Genomic DNA, 18,363 nt, shown 5'->3' with positions numbered 1-18,363 from the left:
CGACAGCTGCTCGCGGGGGCCTTTTCGCTGGTGCGCGCGGACGGTTTCGAACCGCCGACATCCGCCTTGTAAGGGCGGCGCTCTACCGCTGAGCTACGCGCGCAGGACAATACGAGCCGACAGCCTACCTTGCCTCGCCCGGCCTCCCGCAAACCGTCGGTCCGGGGAGCGAACTGTCCGGGCCGTGTGGCGCGTCGACACAGGTGGGACAATGGCGGGGTCGGCCCGGCGGTGTGACGGGGAGTGGATGTGTCGGACAAGTCGTGGACGCCGGGGCCGGTCAAGGACGTGGTGGCCCTGATGGCGCTGCCGTTGTTGCTGGCGCCGGTGCTGGCGGGGGCGTTCGCGGGCGGGGGGACGCGGCGCTGGTTCGGGGGGCGGACGGACGACCGGCGGGCGCAGGCGCAGGAGGCGAAGGACGCGGCGGCGCAGGCGTTCTACGAGCTGGACACGGCGCAGCGGGAGATGCGGCTGTCGGTCGAGACGATCAGGGCGGTGGACGACTCCCCCGAGGCCCGGCGGGCGCTGGCCTCCTTCGAGGACTTCGGGCGGCGGGTCGACGAGGTCAGCCACCGGTACATCCAGGCGATCGACGCGCACGACCTCGACCGGGACGACCTGGACGCGGCCACGGCCGGCCGGGCGCGGGAGCAGTTGAGCCGGGCGCGCGACGAGCTGGACCAGGTGCGGCGGGAGCTGGAGCGGTTCGCCGAAGGGCTCGGGCCGCTGCTGGGGAAGGCGGAGACGCAGCTGGCCCGGCTGGCCCCGGCGGTGGAGCGGGCCAGGCAGGCGTTGCGGAACGCGGCCGAGCAGCTGGACGCCACGCGCGGCGCGGGGCTGCGGGCCGACGACCTGGCGGCGCGGCTGGCGGCGCTGGGGCCGGAGCTGACGCTGCTCAACGAGGGTGCCGGACGGCACGGCGTGGCCGCCACGCTGCAGCGGGCCGACCGGGTCACGCGGGAGGCGGAGGCGGTGCGCGCCGAGGCGGCGCGGCTGCCGGAGCGGGCCGTGGAGATCGACCGGCGGCTGGTGTCGCTGCGGACCAGGGCCGAGGCGCTGCAGACGAGGACGGCGCAGGTCGGGCCGGTCCTGAGCGAGTTGCGGCGGGGGTTCGCGCTGGCCTGCTGGCAGGACCTGCAGTCGGTGCCGGAGCAGGCGGAGCGGGGTGTCACGCAGGCCGGGGAGCGGCTGGCGGAGGCGCGGGCGGCGCGGCAGGAGCAGCGGTGGGCCGACGCGACGGCGCTGCTGGCGACGGTGCGGGCGCTGCTCAACTCGGCGGACGAGGCGGTCTCAGCGGCCGGGGACCGGCTGCGGCGGCTGGAGGCGGTGCGCAAGGATCCGCAGGCGGAGGTCGAGCGCGCCCGGTTCGCGGTGCGGGACGCCCAGCGGCTGGCGATGGCGGGTCGGCACCGGCCCGACCCCCGGCACGCGGCTCCGCTGGACGCGGCGGCGGCGCGGCTGGAGCGGGCCGCGGCGGCGGTCGAGGAAGCCGGACGGCACCCCGACTGGTGGCACTTCCTGGAGGAGACGCGGGCGGTCCGGGAGGACGTGGCGCGGGTCGTCGCCGCCATACGGGAGGAGCAGGCGGCGGGCTGACAGGGTGCGGGCTGATGGGGTGCGGGCTGACGGGGTGCGGGCTGACGGGGGCCGGACCGGCGCCTCGGGTCAGTGCCGGGGCGAGACCGCGAGTTCCAGCAGGTAGCGCTTGGTCACCCGGCCGCCGTACGTGCCGTCGATCAGGGCCGCCACGCAGTTCAGCAGCCCGTCCCTGGCGGGCTGCGGCAGAGCCCAGTGGCCGGAGTAGGTCCGGAGCAGGTCCAGGTAGTCCGACGTCGCGTAGGTGAGGTCCCGCAGGTGGCGGCGGAAGACCGTGGGGCCGAACCGGCCACTGCGGGCGACCTCCTCGGCGTGGTCCGCACCGTCCACGGCCTCGGGTGCGAGAGGGCGGAGCCCGGGAGGGGTCTGCGGGTCGAAGCGCTCGTAACAGCGCTGGACGTCGACGAAGAACTGCTCGGTGCCGCCCCGCACGTGCTGTGTGCGCACGACGGCGAGGGCGCCGCCCGGGCGCAGCGCGTCGGCCGCCTTGACCGTGCGGACGGCCGGGTCGATCCAGTGGAACGCGGTCGCCGACAGGACGACGTCGTACGGCTCGGCGGGGAGGGGCCAGCTCTCGAAGTCCGTGGTCACGACCTGCGCGGCCGGGGTGTGGGCGAGGTTGCGGCGGGCCACCTCGGCCATGTGGGGGCCGGCGTCGAGGGCCGTGACGCGGTAGCCGCGGGCGGCCAGGGGCACGGTCGCCTGGCCGGTTCCGCAGCCGAGTTCGAGTACGCGGGCGCCGGGGCGGGCGCCCGTGAGCTCGGCGAGGTCGTCGTACAGCTCGGGCGGGTAGCCCGGCCGGACGCGGTCGTAGAGCTCCGCGTCCTCGTCGAAGGTCCGGCTCAGGTGGAGCCGCCGGGTCTCCGGGGGGCTGTCGTCGCGTCTCATCGGCGTGGGGTGTCGGCGGCAGGGTGTCGGGCGGGGTCAGCCGCAGCAGCCTCCGCCGCAGCAGCCGCCTCCGCCGGAGGGTGCGGGGGCGGACGCCGCCGACCCGGCCGTGCGGCCGCCGACGGCGACGGTGGAGAGGAGCTTCACGGTGTCCTCGTGGCCCGCGGGGCAGGTGGCGGGGGCGGAGGACTCCGCCATGGGGCGGCTGAGTTCGAACGTGTCGCCGCAGCTGCGGCAGCGGTACTCGTAGCGAGGCATGACGTCATTATGCGCGGCGTTCACCCGCGGAGGGCCAACTCTTCGCGACGGTGGGCAGGTCCGGCTGGCACCCGGCCCCGGCCCCGGTGGAGCGGACCGCTGCGTGCGGGCGGGGGCAGGTGGGCCCGGGCGCCCGCGGGCGGTGGAGGTGGTGCTCCCCGCCGCCCGCGGGGAAAGGCCGGCGGGTCAGGCGCGGGTGGCGGCGAGGAATTCGCGCAGGATGCGTTCGCCGGCGAGGACGCCGCGCTCGACGAGCGGGACGACCGTCGGCGCCCCCCACCCCGTGTCGGCGAGTTCGCCGTGGTTGGGGCGCCAGCCGCGGTCCACCGCCAGCAGGAGGTCGGCGTCGAGGAGGGAGTCGCCGGCGCCGAGAACGAGGTCGGCGCCGGTGCGGCGGGCGACCTCGCGGACCGCGGCGCTCTTGGTGAGCGGCTTGGGCACGGCGTAGATCTTGCGGCCCTGGAGGGAGACCGTCCAGCCGCGGTTCTCGGCCCACTCGGCGAGGTCCTTGACCCACTGGTCGGGCAGCAGGTCGCGCTGGACCACGAGGTAGGCGAAGAGGTCCTCGGCGATCCGGTGCTTGAGCAGCCACTGCGGGTCGGCGGTGCGCCGGAGGTGTGCGGAGACCTCCTCCAGCGGCACGCACTCCTCGGCCAGCCGCGCCGCCACCGCCCGCTGCCAGTCCGGGTCGGAGACGCCGTCGACCAGCAGGTGGCCCCCGTTGGCGCAGATCGCGTAGCGGGGGGCGGGGCCGGGCAGGCTGATCCGCTCGTACTGGGCGCGGGTGCGGGTGGTGGTGGGCACGAAGCTGGCGGCCTCGCCCAGTTCGGCGAGGAGTTCCGCCGCGGCCTCGGTCATGAAGGAGAGCGGTCTGTGCTCGTGGGTCTCGACGCACAGCAGCCGGGGGGCGTCCTGGTCCGGCATGGTGAGCGCGAGGGCGGCCGTGGAGTAGATCAGGGTCCGGTCCAGGTCGCTGGCGACGACGGCGCGAGGGCCGCCGGTATGGGATTCGGACTGTGGTGCGGTCCGGAGTTCGGTCATCGTGCGGCCACCGCCCGTCCGTCGGTGCCGGTGGCCCCGCGCGTGTAGCGCGGGTGGATGAGTCCGACGCAGCTGTACGGCAGTTCGTCCACCTCCTCGACCGGCACCCCGCGTTGGGCGGCGAGCAGCCGGACGTGGTCAAGGTCGGCGCCCGCGTCCTTGAGGGCCAGGATCTTCCACGGTACCCGGCGCAGCAGCACCCGGGTGGTCTCGCCCACGCCGGGCTTCACCAGGTTGACGTCGTGGATGCCGTACTCCTCGCTGATCCGTTCGACGGCGGCCCAGCCCTCCCAGGTGGGCGTGCGGTCCGCGGCGACGAGTTCCTTGGCGCGGGCCTCGGCGGCGTCGGCGACCTCGTCGAAGCGGGCGGAGACGGCGTCCAGGAAGGCGACGGAGACGTCGGCGTCCGCCAGCTCGCGGTAGAACTTGCCGCCGTGGTAGTCGTGCGGGCCGACCAGGTCGGAGCGCAGCACGGTACGCGAAATCAGCCCGGAGACGGTCGAGTTGAGGCAGGCGGACGGGATGAGGAAGTCCTCGCGGGTGCCGTAGGTCCTCACGCACGAGCCCGGGTCGGCGAGCACCGCGATCTCCGGGTCGAAGCCGGTGATCCCCTCGGCCGCCTCGAACTCCGCGATGGCGGCCGCGAGTTCGCGGGTGATGGCGCCCTTGCCGGTCCAGCCGTCGACGAACACGACGTCGCGCGGGTCGTGGTGGGCGGCGAGGTAGCGCAGGGCGTTGGCGTCGATGCCGCGGCCGCGCACGATGGAGACGGCGTAGTGCGGCAGGTCCAGGCCGTGCCGGTGGCGGGCCCAGCGGCGCATCAGGACGCCGACCGGGGTTCCGGCGCGGGCCAGTGAGACCAGCACGGTCCGCCCCGAGCGCGCGCCGCGTTCGGCGAGGACGGTCTCGGTGACCACGCCGACGGCCTCGGCGATCCGGGCCGCGGAGGTGTCCAGGGCGGCGTGGAAGAGCCGCTGGTAGTCCTCGCTGGGCTGGTACTCGACGGGCAGCGACTCGGCGTAGTGGGCGCCACCGCTCTGGATGGCCTCCTCGCGCTCCTCGGTGGGCGCCTCGAGGGTGACGTCGGAGAGGTCCTGCAGCAGCCAGCCCACCTCGTCGGGGGCGTAGGAGGAGAAGTGCGGTCCGCGGAGGGGCTCCGGCAGCATGGCGGGCCTTTCGGATGCGCGCGCGGCGCCGCCCTCGCGGGCGGTCCGTGCGGGGGCGGGGCGGGAGACGTGGCGGGCGGCGCGGGCGATGTCGTGACCGGGGTCGTGGTCGTGACCGGGTCGGCGCCCGGTGACATGGCCGGGGTCGTGGTCGGGGTCGTGATCGGCGGCGCGGCCCGGGACGTGGCTGGGGACGACGGCGAGCAGTACGTGCGGGGTGTGCGCGGCGAGCTGCCCGAGCAGTCCGTCGGGGGCGTGCAGCGCCGGGGTGTCGCCTGCGGAGTCGACGACGGCGATCACGGCGTCGAAGCCGGCTCCGGCCACGTTGTAGGCGTAGCGGTCGCCCGGCCCGTCGGCCGGGTCGTCGTGGGCGGGGAAGACCAGGCGGCTGCGGATGGCGTAGCCGGGGTCGTCGACCGCGAGGACGGGCGAGCGGGTGGTGGTGGAGAACCGCACGCGCGCGTCGGGGAGGAGCTGTTCCAGCCCGGCGGCCAGCCGCAGCGGGGCGTACATCAGCTCCTCGAAGCCGAGGACGAGCACGCGGCCGCGGCGGGCGCCGGCCGGCAGGGCCTCGGCGAGACGCGCGGTCATCGCGGGCAGGGCGGCGTCCAGCCGGGCGCGGTGCTGCGGCGTGAAGCCGTGCCGGCCTCCGTCGGGGAGGCCGTCGGGCCAGCCGAGGTCCACCCGGCGGGCGCGGGGAACCGGGGTCGTCCGCTGCCGCGGGACCAGGTCCTCGCGGCGCGCGTCGCCCGGGGCGGCCGCGGCCCGGGGCCCGGCGGCGCCGGGGGTCTCGTGCGCGGCGACCAGGGCCTGGCCCTTCTCGAGGACGCCCTCCGGCAGCCGGACCCGGCCGGTCGCGGTGGCCACCAGGTCGACGCGGGCGCCGATCTCCGCGGCGAACGCGGCGAGCCGGCCGCTGTCGGCGGGCGAGCGGGTGTCGACCAGCGCCACCACCACGTACCGCTCCCGGGGGTAGCGGGCGTGCAGGTCGCGGATGGTGTTCAGGACCGTGTTGCCGGTGGAGAACTCGTCGTCGACCAGCACCAGCGGGCCGTCCCCGGCGAGCAGGGCGGGGTCCTCGGGCAGCAGGAGGTGACTGGTGGCGTGGGAGTGGGACTCCTCGAAGCCGCCGGCCGCGTCGACGCCGGGGACGGGGCGACGCGTGGAGTGCAGGCAGGGGGCGTCGCCGAGGCCGTCCGCGACCGAGTGGCCGAGGCCGGTGGCGGTCTCGGCGTAGCCGAGGACGACGGCCCGCGACGCCTCCTCGGGGCCCAGCAGTTCGCGGACCCGGCGGCCGAGGGCCACGCCGTGTCCGTGGACGACGGCGGGCGACTGCGGCACGTGCTTGCCGAGCACGTGGGAGACGAGCAGGTGGGCGCGGCGGGGGTTGCGGCGCAGGGCGAGCCCCAGCAGGTCGCGCAGGGCCGGGTCGCCCTCCAGGGCGACGCCCAGGCGTTCGGCCACCCAGGTGCCGGTCCAGGGGCCGGTGCGGTCCTCGGCGGTGTCGGCTGTCTTCATGAGTCCCTTGTGTGTCGGGCCGGCGCAGCGGCGTGTGCCGCCGCCTCCGGCGTCCGTCTTCCCGCGGCGCCTGCGGCGCGCGTGCGGGGCGCCCGTCCGTGTTCGCGGGGCCCGGACGGGCCCGGTGGCCCCGGTGGCCCCGGTGGGCGAGGGGCCCGGCGGCCTGGTCGTCCCAGACTGCCGAGGGGTGTGTGTTCCGCGGGCCTATGTGGGCCCGGCCTGCGTGGGTCCGGCCTGTGTGCGCCCGGCCTTAGTCAGGCCCGGCTGTGTGGGCCCGGCCTGGGTCAGGCCCGGCTGTGTGTGCCCGGCCCGCACGGGCCTGACCCCCATGTGCCTGGCCCGCACGGGCCCGGCCCGGGTGGACTTGGCCTGTGTGGACCCCGCCCGTGTGGGCCCCGCCCGTGTGCGGCCCACCTGCATGGAGCCCACCTGCATGGAGCCCACCTGCATGGACCCCACCTGCATGCGGCCCACCTGCGTGGGGCTCGCGTGCCCGCGGACAGCCTGTGGCGGCAAGGCCCCTGGGCACCCGGCCCACGGGGACCGCGCCCGGGAGGCGCGGGCCCTCACGGGCAGGCGTCGGAGGCCGCGGCGAGCAGGTCGACGAACCCCACGTCCTCCCGCGCGACGCCGAAGACCTGCGCGCGGAGCATGGTCCGCTCGGCCCACGCCCGGTGCGGCTTCACCTCGTTCATCTTGTTGGTGTACGCCGACCGCAGCACCCCGCCGCCGCCCCGCTCGGGCCGCAGGATGTCCTGCGCGTCGCAGAACTCCTCGTGGCTGACGACGGAGAGCGCGTGGACCGGCTGGACGTGCGTGGGGTGGATGCAGGTCTTGCCGAGCAGGCCGTTGGCGTGGTCCAGGGCGATCTCCCGGAGCAGGCCGTCCAGGGCGTGCTCGATCAGGTTCTCCCGCAGTTCCTGGGCCTCGCCGCGGAACGGGCTCTCCCGCAGCTGCGGCTTGAAGATACGTTCCTGCAACCGGAAGTACTCCCACACCGGCCCGGTGACGGTGAAGCCGGTGCCGTCGGCGCGCCCCAGCACGTTGACCACGTCGGAGATCACCGAGGCGACGATCCGCACGTCGTAGGCGGTCATGTCGGGGGCGCGGCGCAGGCCGTAGGCGGAGCAGAAGTCCGTGACCCCGAGCCGCAGCGCCAGCACCCGGTCGCGGTACTTGTCGACCGTGCCGAAGATCCCCGTCAGGGTCTCGGTCCGCGTCTCCAGGTGGAGCAGCTCGGGCGACTCCAGGACCGGCATCACGAACAGCCGCCGGCCGCTCGCCGCCTCGGCCTCGACCGCCGCCTCCAGGAAGGGGGTGCCGTGCCGCTGGGTGAACTTGGGGACCACGAAACCGGACAGCAGCCGGGCGGACGCGCCGAAGCGGCGGACCAGGTCGCCGATCTGGCCGGGGTGCCGCACCCGCACGAACAGCAGCGGCAGCCGCTCCCCGGAGGTGTCGCCGAGCCCGGCGTCCAGGGCGGCGAACTGCTGGACCAGGTTCTCCTCGCCGGCCTCGACGTCGGCGTCGTCGATGGAGTCCTCCAGGCACAGGACCATGGAGACGACGCCGCGGCCGGCCTGCTTGAGGATGTCGTCGGCCAGCCGCGGACGGGTGGCCGGGCTGTACAGGGTCGCGCCCAGCGCCGCGGCGAGCACGGGGGCGGGCGAGTCGGCCGTGAACCGGCAGGGCTCCTGGTGGAAGAGGCGCTGTCGCACCTCCGGGGCTACGTGCCCGAAATGACGCATGGGGTCCCCCGTGAGGATTCAGCGACCGAAGAGGGTGGCCGGTAATAGTACGTACAGATCTATTTCTGCTGTTCCCCGAGGTCCGTGAAGTTCGGGTGACCGGCGTATGTCCGTCACGGACCGCGACAGTCCTCCCGGGACCGGGCCCGTCCCGATCGGTCCGTCCGACCCCCGCGTTGTCCTGGCCGGAGCCAGAGGGCAGGATTGCCCGCATGACGCACGCGATGCTGAAGGGGTCGAACGTCCCGCTGGAGGCCGGCACGGTACGCGCCGTGCTCCGTTGGTCGGCGGGGCCGGGCGCGCCCGACGTGGACGCTTCGGCGCTTCTGCTCGGGACGGACGGACGTGTGCGCTCGGACGGGGACTTCGTCTTCTACAACCAGCCACGGCATCCCTCCGGGAAGGTCTGGCGGCTCGGCAAGAAGCGCGTCACCGAGGGCCTCACCGACACGGTCCAGACGAATCTGAACGGTGTCGAGGCGGATGTCGGCCGTGTTCTGATCGTCGCCTCGGCGGACGGGGTGCCGTTCTCCCGCGTGGAGGACCTGCGCATCCTGCTGTACGACGCGGACGTGCCGGACGGGGATCCGCTGGCGTACTTCGACATCGTGCCGGAGACGGGCGAGGAGACCGCAATGATCTGCGGCGAGCTCTACCGCAGGGGCGGGAGCTGGAAGTTCCGGGCCCTCGGGGAGGGGTACGCCAACGGGCTCGAAGGGCTGGCCTCGGACTTCGGGATCTCGGTGGAGGACCCCGACGGGGACGCGGCGGGGGCGGGCGAGCAGCCGGGGAACGGCATCGAGTCGCCCGGTTCGGGGCCGGACTTCTCGCGGCCGTCGCGGGCGGAGGAACCGACGGCCGCGGCGGTCGTCGCCCCGCCCGCCACCACGGGGTACGGGTATCCCCCGGCGGCGGGTGGCGCGCCCGCGGGGTACGGGTATCCGCCGCCGGCGACGGTGCAGCGGGTGCCGGCGCAGCCGTCCGCGTACGGGTATCCCCAGCCGGTGGGCGACCACGGGTTCCGCATGCCGCCCATGGGCCCTCAGTTCCTCTCCCGCTGACCCCGCGGGGCGCGGCCGGGGCCCCGGGGCGTCGTGCGGGTCAGCGGCCGGTGGTCTTGTAGCCGCGGCCCCAGTTGAGGCCCCAGCCGTAGAGGCGGTCCAGTTCGGCCTGGAAGCCGTAGACGTACCGCGCCTCGCGGCGGACGAAGATCTCGCCCTTGACGTTCTCCACCGTGAACACGGCGCACGACCGCGCCTGCGGATGGCGTTCGTCGAGGTCGATCTCGATCACCGGGTCCGCCCCGGCGAAGAGCGTGACCGTCGCCTCGGTGCGGTCGAAGGCGGGGGTCTCGTCGTAGATGTAGGCGAACACCAGCAGCCGCCGGATGTCGTCCCGGTGGTCGAGGTTGATGTGCATCGTCTCGCCGGACCCGGAGCCCGCCCGGTCGTCGCCGTCCAGCTTCACGTAGGGCGCCTCGTTGATCGCCCCGTAGAGGCCGCCGAGCGGCTGCACGACGCCCTTGGAGCCGTCGGTCAGTTCGTACAGGCAGCCCAGGTCGAGGTCGACGCGGACCATGGACTGGGTGTGGCCGACGATCTCCGGCGGCCGGAGCGCCCGCAGCGGGTGGCGCAGCAGGCTCTCCCGCATGCCGCCGCCGAGGTCGGAGGTCCGCATCCGCCAGGCCAGCTGGACCCGCAGGTTTCCGGTGTCGGCGCCCTGCTTGGTCAGCGACACCCGGCGCCGCCGGCTGGTGAGCCGGACGGGACCGCCCCGGGCGCCCCGGGTGTCGAACCCGGCCGCGTGCCAGGGCCGCAGACCGTCGAAGAATCCGGAGAACGCCGCGGACCCCGGCCTCGTCCCCCGCTCGCCGGACCGCTGTTCCGTGGAAGCCATCCCCGCCCACCCCTCGCATCGCAACGTCACCGCCGGCCCGCCCCGCGCACACGCCGGCGGGGCGGCCCCGAGGACTGTCCGTCCTCGACGACCGCCCCGCCCAAGAGCGTTCCCTCCGTGCGGGGTGCGGTACACGCGGCGAAGGTCACACGCGGGGTCGCACGCGGGCACGGAGGGGGGTCACACGGGTCACGCCCCGGAGGTGACCTCCGCCTTGCCGTCGGAGCCGCCCTCGGCCGCGGCCAGCCGGCGGTTGCGGCGGACCGAGGACCAGAACGAGCTGGCGATCAGGACGACGCCGATCAGGCCGGTGATGATCTCGTGGATCTCGTACTGGATGGTGACCAGCAGGATGACCGCCAGGGCGCCGATCGCGTAGTGCGCGCCGTGCTCCAGGTAGACGTAGTCGTCCAGGGTGCCCTGGCGGACCAGGTACACGGTGAGGGAACGGACGTACATGGCGCCGATGCCCAGACCCAGCGCCATCAGGATGATGTCGTTGGTGATGGCGAAGGCGCCGATGACGCCGTCGAAGGAGAACGACGCGTCCAGGACCTCGAGGTAGAGGAACATGAAGAAGGCGGCCTTGCCGACCAGTTCGACCGCGGAACGCGGCTTGCCCTCGGCGGCGGCCTTCTCCTCCGCCTCGTGCTCGCGCTCCTCCTCCTCCTCGAGCTTGTCCTCGAAGAAGCCGGAGAGACCGCCGACCACCAGGTAGGTGATCAGACCGGCGATGCCGGACAGCATCACGGTGGCGGACTTGTCCGCGTGGCCGCTGTGCGTGTGGGCGTGGGTCGCGAAGGTCATCGCGGTGATCAGCAGGACGATCAGCGCGATGCAGACCGACAGCATGTCGATCTTGCCGAGCTTGGCGAGCGGGCGCTCCAGCCAGGCCAGCCACTTGATGTCCCGGTCCTCGAAGATGAAGTCGAGGAAGATCATCAGCAGGAACATACCGCCGAACGCGGCGATCGCCGGGTGGGCGTCCGTCACGTACTGCTCGTAGAGGTCCTTGTTGTTCAGCGCCAGGTCGACCGCGTCGATCGGGTTGAGCTTGGCGCTGATGGCGACGATCACGACGGGGAAGACGAGCCGCATGCCGAAGACGGCGATCAGGATGCCGATGGTGAGGAAGATGCGCTGCCAGAAGGCGCTCATCTTCTTCAGGATCCCGGCGTTGACCACCGCGTTGTCGAAGGACAGCGAGATCTCGAGGATCGACAGGATGGCCACGACGCCGAAGGCCGTCCATCCCCCGTAGATGACCGCTACGACCAGGCCGAGCGCGGTGACCGCGAACGACCAGCCGAAGGTTTTGAGTACCACTGGCTACCCCATCATGTGGCGGGGGACCGCCCCGCACCCGGCTTTACTCTTCGTTGACCCGAAGTCTAGGGTCGTGTCGCGCTCCTGTGACGCCCGGGGCTCAGGAGACGTTGACTCCGTGGTCGAGCGCGATTCCGCGCAGACCCGACGCGTACCCCTGGCCGACCGCGCGGAACTTCCATTCGCCCCGGTACCGGTAGAGCTCGCCGAAGATCATCGCCGTCTCGGTGGAGGCGTCCTCGGAGAGGTCATAGCGGGCCAGCTCCTGGCCGTCGGCCTCGTTGACCACCCGGATGAAGGCGTTGGAGACCTGACCGAAGCTCTGGCCCCGCAGGTCGGCGTCGTGGATGGACACGGGGAAGACGATCCGCTCGCACTGCGCCGGCACCTGGGGCAGGTCCACGACGATCGACTCGTCGTCGCCGTCCCCCTCGCCGGTGAGGTTGTCGCCGGTGTGGGTCACCGAACCGTCGGGGCTGGAGAGCTGGTTGTAGAAGACGAACCACTCGTCCCCGAGGATGCGGCCGCCCGCCCCGCAGATCAGGGCGCTGGCGTCGAGGTCGAAGGGCGCCCCGGTGGTGGAGCGCGCGTCCCAGCCGAGCCCGACCGTCACCTTGGTGAGGTTGGGGGCGGCTTTCGAGAGGGAGACGTTGCCTCCCTTGGCGAGCGTGACGCCCATGAACGGATCCTCCCCTTGTCGTGCGGATGCCGCTTGCCGTGCGGATGACGGTTGCCGTGCGGATGACGGTTGTCGTACGGATGACGGTTGTCGTACGGATGACGGCTGCCGTGGCGGATGACGGCTGCGCCGAGCGGGCGGCCGGCGAGCAGCCGAGGCCGCCACGGCGCCCGCGCCCCGGCCCCCGTCCGGGCGGCCGCCGAGGCGGTGCCGGACGGGAGCCGGGGCGCGGGCCGCGGCGCGTGCGGTGACGTCAGACGTTGACGCCGAAGTCCTGCGCGATGCCGCGCAGGCCCGAGGCGTAGCCCTGGCCGACCGCGCGGAACTTCCACTCCGCGCCGTGCCGGTAGAGCTCGCCGAAGACCATCGCCGTCTCCGTGGAGGCGTCCTCGGAGAGGTCGTAGCGGGCGATCTCCGCGCCGCCGGCCTGGTTCACCACGCGGATGAAGGCGTTGCGGACCTGGCCGAAGGACTGCTGGCGGGCCTCGGCGTCGTAGATCGAGACCGGGAAGGTGATCCGGTCGACGTCGGCCGGGACGGCCGCGAGGTTGACCTTGATCTGCTCGTCGTCGCCCTCGCCCTCACCCGTGCGGTTGTCGCCGGTGTGCTCCACCGACCCGTCCGGGCTGGTGAGGTTGTTGAAGAAGACGAAGTGCGCGTCGCTGGCGACCTTGCCGGCGGCGTTGAGCAGCAGCGCGCTGGCGTCGAGGTCGAAGTCGGTGCCGGTGGTGGTGCGGACGTCCCAGCCGAGGCCGACGATGACGGCCGTCAGACCGGGCGCCTCCTTGCTCAGCGAAACGTTGCCGCCCTTGCTGAGGCTGACTCCCACGAGTTCTCCCTTGTGCTGTCCGGGGGCCGGGCGCCCCTGGTGGTGCGTCGGTAAGTGGTCAACGACCGATCGTAGTGACCCGTTCCCTCCCAGCGGGCGGTGAACCGGCCACGGACGCCGGCGTCGCGTCACATGGCCTCGAGGGCCTTCACGTAGTCGTCGAGGTCACGCGCGTCGGGGAGGGCGTTGACGACGGTCCAGCGGACCATGCCCTCCTTGTCGATGATGAAGGTGCCGCGCACCGCGCAGCCCTTCTCCTCGTCGAAGACGCCGTAGGCGCGCGACACGTTCCCGTGCGGCCAGAAATCGGAGAGCAGGGGGTACTCGAAGCCCTCCTGCTCGCCGTAGACCCGCAGGCTGTGGATGGAGTCGGCGGACACCGCGAGCACCTGGGTGTCGGCGTTGACGAAGGACGGCAGGTTGTCCCGGATGTCGCAGAGCTCGCCGGTGCAGACCCCGGTGAAGGCGAACGGGTAGAAGAGGAGCACCACGTTCTTCTCGCCGCGGTAGTCCGAGAGCCGCACCGTCCGGCCGTGGTTGTCCTTCAGCTCGAAGTCCGGGGCCTGGCTGCCGACCTCGATCGCCATCTCTTCGTGTTCCCTTCGGTGGCACCGCGTTGCTGCTGATCAGGTGGATCACACCCTACGCGGCCGGTGGCGGGCGCGCGGAAACACCGCGGGGGGACGTCCGGACCGTGTGGTCCGGACGTCCCCCCGCGGACGTCGGTCCGCCGTCCGCCGGCCCGCCCGGGGCCGGCGGGGGCGTCACCGCTTGGTCTTGGCGCCCTTCGGCGTCAGCAGGCGGCTTCCGCTCCAGTCCTTGCCCACGCTGACGCTCTTGGTCGCGGAGAGGCCCGCGGTCGTCGCGGCTTCGGCGATGTCGCTCGGCTCCACGTAGCCGTCACGGCCCGTCTTGGGCGTGAGGAGCAGGATCGAGCCGCCTTCCTCGATGTACGTGGTGGCGTCCACCAGCACATCCGTCAGGTCGCCGTCGTCGTCGCGGAACCACAGCACCACGGCATCGGCCACGTCGTCGTAGTCCTCGTCGACCAGCTCGCTGCCGATGACTTCCTCAATGGCCTCGCGGAGCTCCTGATCGACGTCGTCGTCGTAGCCGATCTCCTGGACCACCTGCTCGGGCTGGAACCCCAGCCTGGCGGCAGGGTTCGTCCGCTCCTCCGCGTGGTCCGCGGTCGCGCTCACGGGTTGCCTCCTGATCATGTTGCGATTGTGTCTCCTCCGGCTCGCTCCAGGCTGCCGGGGGAAGGGTTCGAGCCACGCGCGTGCGCGAAGCATTGGCCGTAGTCCACACGGGCGGGACCGATCGCGCAAGTACCCGGCCGTCGAGACCGCCGAAACGGTGACGTTCCCGGCGGCACCGTGGCAAGTTCCGGGCGCCGATACCGGGCCCGGGTGACGCAGGCCACACTATTCTGTCCTCTTTGCCGCTTTCGGCGGACACCATGCGTGCGACGTGCGAATTGTTTTGCGAAACGTGTCTGGAGTGAGCGTATTCGCTTTCCGTGTCCCGCGCGTCACGGGGGTCGGCCATCGGCTCGACTTCCGCCCGGACGCGCGGGAGGTGAGGTTCACGATCAGCGGGTACACCATGGGAGATACCCACCGAGAACGACTGGACCCCCAGCGAGAGCGAAGGACTGCCGTGGCTTCCGGACCCGGACCAGATCGCGCCCCGATCATCATCGGCGGCCTGCCCAGCCAGGTCCCCGACTTCGACCCCGAGGAGACCCGGGAGTGGCTCGACTCCCTCGACGCCGCGATCGACGAGCGCGGTCGCGACCGGGCGCGTTACCTGATGCTGCGCATGATCGAGCGGGCCCGCGAGAAGCGCGTGGCCGTGCCCGAGATGCGCAGCACGGACTACGTCAACACGATCGCCACCAAGGACGAGCCGTTCTTCCCCGGCAACGAGGAGATCGAGCGCAGGATCCTCAACGCGACCCGGTGGAACGCCGCGGTGATGGTCTCCCGCGCGCAGCGTCCCGGCGTCGGGGTGGGCGGCCACATCGCCACCTTCGCCTCCTCCGCCTCGCTCTACGACGTGGGCTTCAACCACTTCTTCCGGGGCAAGGACGGCGGTGACGGCGGCGACCAGATCTTCTTCCAGGGCCACGCCTCCCCCGGCATCTACGCGCGCGCCTTCCTGCTGGACCGGCTCTCCGAGGCACAGCTGAACGGTTTCCGCCAGGAGAAGTCGAAGGCGCCCGACTGCCTGTCCTCGTACCCGCACCCGCGCTCCATGCCGGACTTCTGGGAGTTCCCGACGGTCTCGATGGGCCTGGGCCCGCTGGGAGCGATCTACCAGGCGCGGATGAACCGGTACATGGAGGCGCGCGGCATCGCCGACACCTCCCGCTCGCACGTGTGGGCCTTCCTCGGCGACGGCGAGATGGACGAGCCGGAGTCGCTGGGCCAGCTCTCCATCGCCGCCCGCGAGGGGCTGGACAACCTGACCTTCGTGGTCAACTGCAACCTGCAGCGGCTGGACGGACCGGTGCGCGGCAACGGCAAGATCATCCAGGAGCTGGAGTCGGTCTTCCGGGGCGCCGGCTGGAACGTGATCAAGCTGATCTGGGACCGGAGCTGGGACCCGCTGCTGGCCCAGGACCGCGACGGCGTGCTGGTCGACAAGATGAACCGGACGCCGGACGGCCAGTTCCAGACCTACGCCACCGAGTCGGGCGCGTACATCCGCGACCACTTCTTCGGCGGCGACCACCGGCTGCGCGCGATGGTCGAGAACATGACCGACGACCAGGTCCTCCACCTGGGGCGCGGCGGTCACGACCACCGGAAGATCTTCGCGGCGTACGCGGCGGCGCTGGCCCACAAGGGGCAGCCGACGGTCATCCTGGCCAAGACGGTCAAGGGCTGGACGCTGGGGCCGAACTTCGAGGGCCGCAACGCCACGCACCAGATGAAGAAGCTGACGGTCGACGACCTCAAGCGCTTCCGGGACCGGCTGCACCTGCCGATCTCCGACAAGCAGCTGGAGGACCCTTACGAGGCCCCGTACTTCCATCCGGGCAAGGACTCGGAGGAGATCCAGTACATGCACGACCGGCGCCGCGCGCTGGACGGGTACGTGCCCACCCGGGTGCTGCGCGCGAAGCCGCTGACGCTGCCGGGCGACCATGCCTACGCCGCGATGAAGAAGGGCTCCGGGAAGCAGACCATCGCCACCACCATGGCGTTCGTCCGGCTGCTGAAGGACCTGATGCGGGACAAGGAGATCGGCAGGCGGTTCGTGCTGATCGCGCCGGACGAGTACCGCACGTTCGGCATGGACTCGTTCTTCCCGAGTGCCAAGATCTACAACCCGATGGGCCAGCAGTACGAGTCCGTCGACCGTGACCTGCTGCTCGCCTACAAGGAGTCGCCCACCGGTCAGCTGCTGCACGACGGCATCTCCGAGGCCGGCTGCACCGCCTCGCTGATCGCCGCCGGCTCGGCCCACGCGACGCACGGCGAGCCGCTGATCCCGGTGTACGTCTTCTACTCGATGTTCGGTTTCCAGCGCACCGGCGACCAGTTCTGGCAGATGGCCGACCAGATGGCGCGCGGTTTCGTCCTCGGCGCGACCGCCGGACGCACCACGCTCACCGGTGAGGGACTGCAGCACGCGGACGGCCACTCGCAGCTGCTGGCCTCCACCAACCCGGCCTGCGTGGCCTACGACCCGGCGTTCGGGTTCGAGATCGCGCACATCGTGCGGGACGGTCTGCGGCGGATGTACGGCTCCTCGCCGGAGCACCCGCACGGCGAGGACGTCTTCTACTACCTGACCGTCTACAACGAGCCGATCGTGCACCCGGCCGAGCCGGAGGACGTGGACGTCGAGGGCATCCTCAAGGGCATCCACCGGTACGCGCCGGGCACCGCCGGCTCGATCCCCGCGCAGATCATGGCCTCCGGCGTGGCCCTGCCGTGGGCGCTGGAGGCGCAGCGGATCCTCGCCGAGGACTGGGACGTGCGGGCCGACGTCTGGTCGGCGACCTCCTGGAACGAGCTGCGGCGCGAGGCGGTCGACGCGGAGGAGCACAACCTGCTGCACCCGGAGGAGGAGCCGCGGGTGCCGTGGGTGACGCGGAAGCTGTCGGGCGCGGAGGGTCCCTTCGTGGCGGTCTCCGACTGGATGCGCTCGGTTCCCGACCAGATCGCGCGGTGGGTGCCGGGTCCGTACACCTCGCTGGGCGCCGACGGCTTCGGGTTCGCCGACACCCGCGGGGCGGCGCGCCGCTTCTTCCACATCGACGCGCAGTCGGTGGTGGTGGCGGTGCTCTCCGAGCTGGCCAAGGCCGGCCAGGTCGACCGCGGGGTGCTGAAGCAGGCGATCGACCGGTACCGGATCCTCGACGTGCGGGCGGCCGACCCCGGCACCATGGGCGGCGACGCCTGATCCTTCGCGCGTCCCGGGCCCCCACCGCCTTTCCGGGCGGAGGGGGCCCTTCCTACGATTCACGGATGGTCATGGACGAAACGACGGCTTCCGCGGCTCCCCCGGCCTCCGCGGCCTCCGGGACGGCGACGGGAGGGGCGACGGCGCCGTGCCGGGCGGCGGCGTGGGAGCGGCGCACCCAGCGGCCGCTGCTGTTCCTCGCGGTGGTGTTCGCGGTCGCCTACGCGGTGCCGATCGTGGACCCGGACGCGGCCGCGTGGGTGCTCCTGGCGTGCCGGTGGGTGGAGTGGGCGGTCTGGGCCGCGTTCGCGGTGGACTACTCGGCGCGGCTGTGGCTCGCGCAGGACCGCGGGAAGTTCTTCCGCACGCACGTGCTGGACCTGCTGGCGGTGCTGCTGCCGCTGCTGAGCCCGCTGCGGCTGCTGCGGCTGGTCTCCACGCTGGTCCTGGTCGGCCAGCGGGCGCGGCTGAGCTCGCAGGTGCGGCTGACGACGTACGTCGCCGGTTCGGTGGTGGGGCTGCTGGTCTTCGGCTCGCTGGCCGTGCTGTCGGTCGAGCGCGGCGCGCCGGGCGGCAACATCAGGACGCTGGGCGACGCGGTGTGGTGGGCGTTCACCACGATGACGACGGTCGGCTACGGGGACCTGGCGCCGACGACCGGGCTGGGGCGGCTGCTGGCGGTGGGGCTGATGCTGTCCGGCATCGCGCTGCTCGGTGTGGTGACCGCCAACATCGCGGCGTGGTTCATCGCCCAGTTCGACAAGGACGACGCGGAGGAGCGGCGGCAGACGGAGGAGATCCGCACCCTCACCGAGGAGGTCCGCGCCCTGCGCGCCGAGGTCGCCGCCCTCGCCGCCGCCCGCCCCGGCCCTCCCGTCCCGGCCCCCGCCACCGCGTCCACCTCGGCGGCGACCCCCGACGACCGCTGACACCCCGGGCCTCCCGACGACGTCGCCGGGGCCCGGGGCCGCCCGGCCGCGCGGTGGGGGCGCGTGACCG

At 72.9% G+C, this 18,363-nt stretch carries 15 protein-coding genes and 1 tRNA gene; 4 read left to right on the top strand and 12 right to left on the bottom strand.

Features of this window, described 5'->3' with window-relative positions; translation table 11 throughout:
* Positions 1-28 precede the first annotated feature (28 nt).
* Positions 29-103, bottom strand: a tRNA-Val gene (locus Sfr03f_RS10760).
* Positions 104-300: 197 nt separating this feature from the next.
* Here Sfr03f_RS10760 and Sfr03f_RS10755 point away from each other — a divergent pair.
* Positions 301-1,596 (top strand): hypothetical protein, encoded by a 1,296-nt coding sequence (locus Sfr03f_RS10755; protein ID WP_245967539.1) that lies wholly within the window; start codon positions 301-303, stop codon positions 1,594-1,596.
* 69 nt (positions 1,597-1,665) lie between these two features.
* Here Sfr03f_RS10755 and Sfr03f_RS10750 read toward each other — a convergent pair whose 3' ends face one another.
* The 5 genes from Sfr03f_RS10750 to Sfr03f_RS10725 all read right to left on the bottom strand — a co-directional run bounded on the left by Sfr03f_RS10750 (position 1,666) and on the right by Sfr03f_RS10725 (position 8,215).
* Complete coding sequence (locus Sfr03f_RS10750) at positions 1,666-2,484, bottom strand: class I SAM-dependent methyltransferase (protein WP_108953618.1); 819 nt, start codon at positions 2,482-2,484, stop codon at positions 1,666-1,668.
* Positions 2,485-2,520: 36 nt separating this feature from the next.
* A complete protein-coding gene (locus tag Sfr03f_RS10745; RefSeq protein ID WP_108953617.1) occupies positions 2,521-2,742 on the bottom strand; it encodes an FmdB family zinc ribbon protein in 222 nt (73 codons plus the stop codon).
* A gap of 186 nt (positions 2,743-2,928) precedes the next feature.
* A complete protein-coding gene (locus Sfr03f_RS10740) occupies positions 2,929-3,783 on the bottom strand; it encodes an HAD family hydrolase (protein ID WP_108953616.1) in 855 nt (284 codons plus the stop codon).
* Complete coding sequence (locus Sfr03f_RS10735) at positions 3,780-6,467, bottom strand: phosphoribosyltransferase (protein ID WP_108953615.1); 2,688 nt, start codon at positions 6,465-6,467, stop codon at positions 3,780-3,782. The genes Sfr03f_RS10740 and Sfr03f_RS10735 overlap by 4 nt, the downstream gene beginning before the upstream one ends.
* A 566-nt stretch (positions 6,468-7,033) precedes the next feature.
* A complete protein-coding gene (locus Sfr03f_RS10725; protein ID WP_108953613.1) occupies positions 7,034-8,215 on the bottom strand; it encodes an HpcH/HpaI aldolase/citrate lyase family protein in 1,182 nt (393 codons plus the stop codon).
* Positions 8,216-8,427: 212 nt separating this feature from the next.
* On the opposite strand from Sfr03f_RS10725, the gene Sfr03f_RS10720 reads away from it, so the two are divergent.
* Positions 8,428-9,276, top strand: a complete 849-nt coding sequence (locus tag Sfr03f_RS10720; protein ID WP_108953612.1) for a TerD family protein — start codon at positions 8,428-8,430, stop codon at positions 9,274-9,276.
* 40 nt (positions 9,277-9,316) lie between these two features.
* Here Sfr03f_RS10720 and Sfr03f_RS10715 read toward each other — a convergent pair whose 3' ends face one another.
* The 6 genes from Sfr03f_RS10715 to Sfr03f_RS10685 all read right to left on the bottom strand — a co-directional run bounded on the left by Sfr03f_RS10715 (position 9,317) and on the right by Sfr03f_RS10685 (position 14,147).
* Positions 9,317-10,111 (bottom strand): Tellurium resistance, encoded by a 795-nt coding sequence (locus tag Sfr03f_RS10715; protein WP_245967518.1) that lies wholly within the window; start codon positions 10,109-10,111, stop codon positions 9,317-9,319.
* Positions 10,112-10,300: 189 nt separating this feature from the next.
* Positions 10,301-11,437 (bottom strand): DUF475 domain-containing protein, encoded by a 1,137-nt coding sequence (locus Sfr03f_RS10710; RefSeq protein ID WP_108953611.1) that lies wholly within the window; start codon positions 11,435-11,437, stop codon positions 10,301-10,303.
* 100 nt (positions 11,438-11,537) lie between these two features.
* The gene (locus tag Sfr03f_RS10705; protein WP_108953610.1) at positions 11,538-12,116 is read right to left on the bottom strand and encodes a TerD family protein; all 579 of its coding nucleotides are present in this window, start codon (positions 12,114-12,116) and stop codon (positions 11,538-11,540) included.
* A gap of 253 nt (positions 12,117-12,369) precedes the next feature.
* The gene (locus Sfr03f_RS10695) at positions 12,370-12,945 is read right to left on the bottom strand and encodes a TerD family protein (protein ID WP_108953608.1); all 576 of its coding nucleotides are present in this window, start codon (positions 12,943-12,945) and stop codon (positions 12,370-12,372) included.
* A gap of 128 nt (positions 12,946-13,073) precedes the next feature.
* Entirely contained in the window at positions 13,074-13,532 is a 459-nt protein-coding gene (locus Sfr03f_RS10690) for a peroxiredoxin (RefSeq protein WP_108953607.1), read from the bottom strand.
* Positions 13,533-13,709: 177 nt separating this feature from the next.
* Positions 13,710-14,147, bottom strand: coding sequence for a DUF3052 domain-containing protein (locus Sfr03f_RS10685; protein WP_218028147.1), 438 nt, complete (start codon positions 14,145-14,147; stop codon positions 13,710-13,712).
* A 460-nt stretch (positions 14,148-14,607) separates the two neighbouring features.
* Between Sfr03f_RS10685 and aceE the strand changes: the two genes are divergently transcribed.
* Both aceE and Sfr03f_RS10675 read left to right on the top strand, forming a co-directional pair.
* Positions 14,608-17,364, top strand: a complete 2,757-nt coding sequence (gene aceE / locus Sfr03f_RS10680; protein ID WP_108953605.1) for a pyruvate dehydrogenase (acetyl-transferring), homodimeric type — start codon at positions 14,608-14,610, stop codon at positions 17,362-17,364.
* A gap of 65 nt (positions 17,365-17,429) precedes the next feature.
* Positions 17,430-18,293 (top strand): potassium channel family protein, encoded by an 864-nt coding sequence (locus Sfr03f_RS10675; protein ID WP_108953604.1) that lies wholly within the window; start codon positions 17,430-17,432, stop codon positions 18,291-18,293.
* Positions 18,294-18,363: the final 70 nt, after the last annotated feature.

Source organism: Streptomyces fragilis (assembly GCF_003112515.1).
Lineage (GTDB): Bacteria > Actinomycetota > Actinomycetes > Streptomycetales > Streptomycetaceae > Streptomyces > Streptomyces fragilis.
The sequence above is the reverse complement of the archived record's forward strand: the minus strand, read 5'-3'. Positions and strand labels throughout refer to the sequence as shown.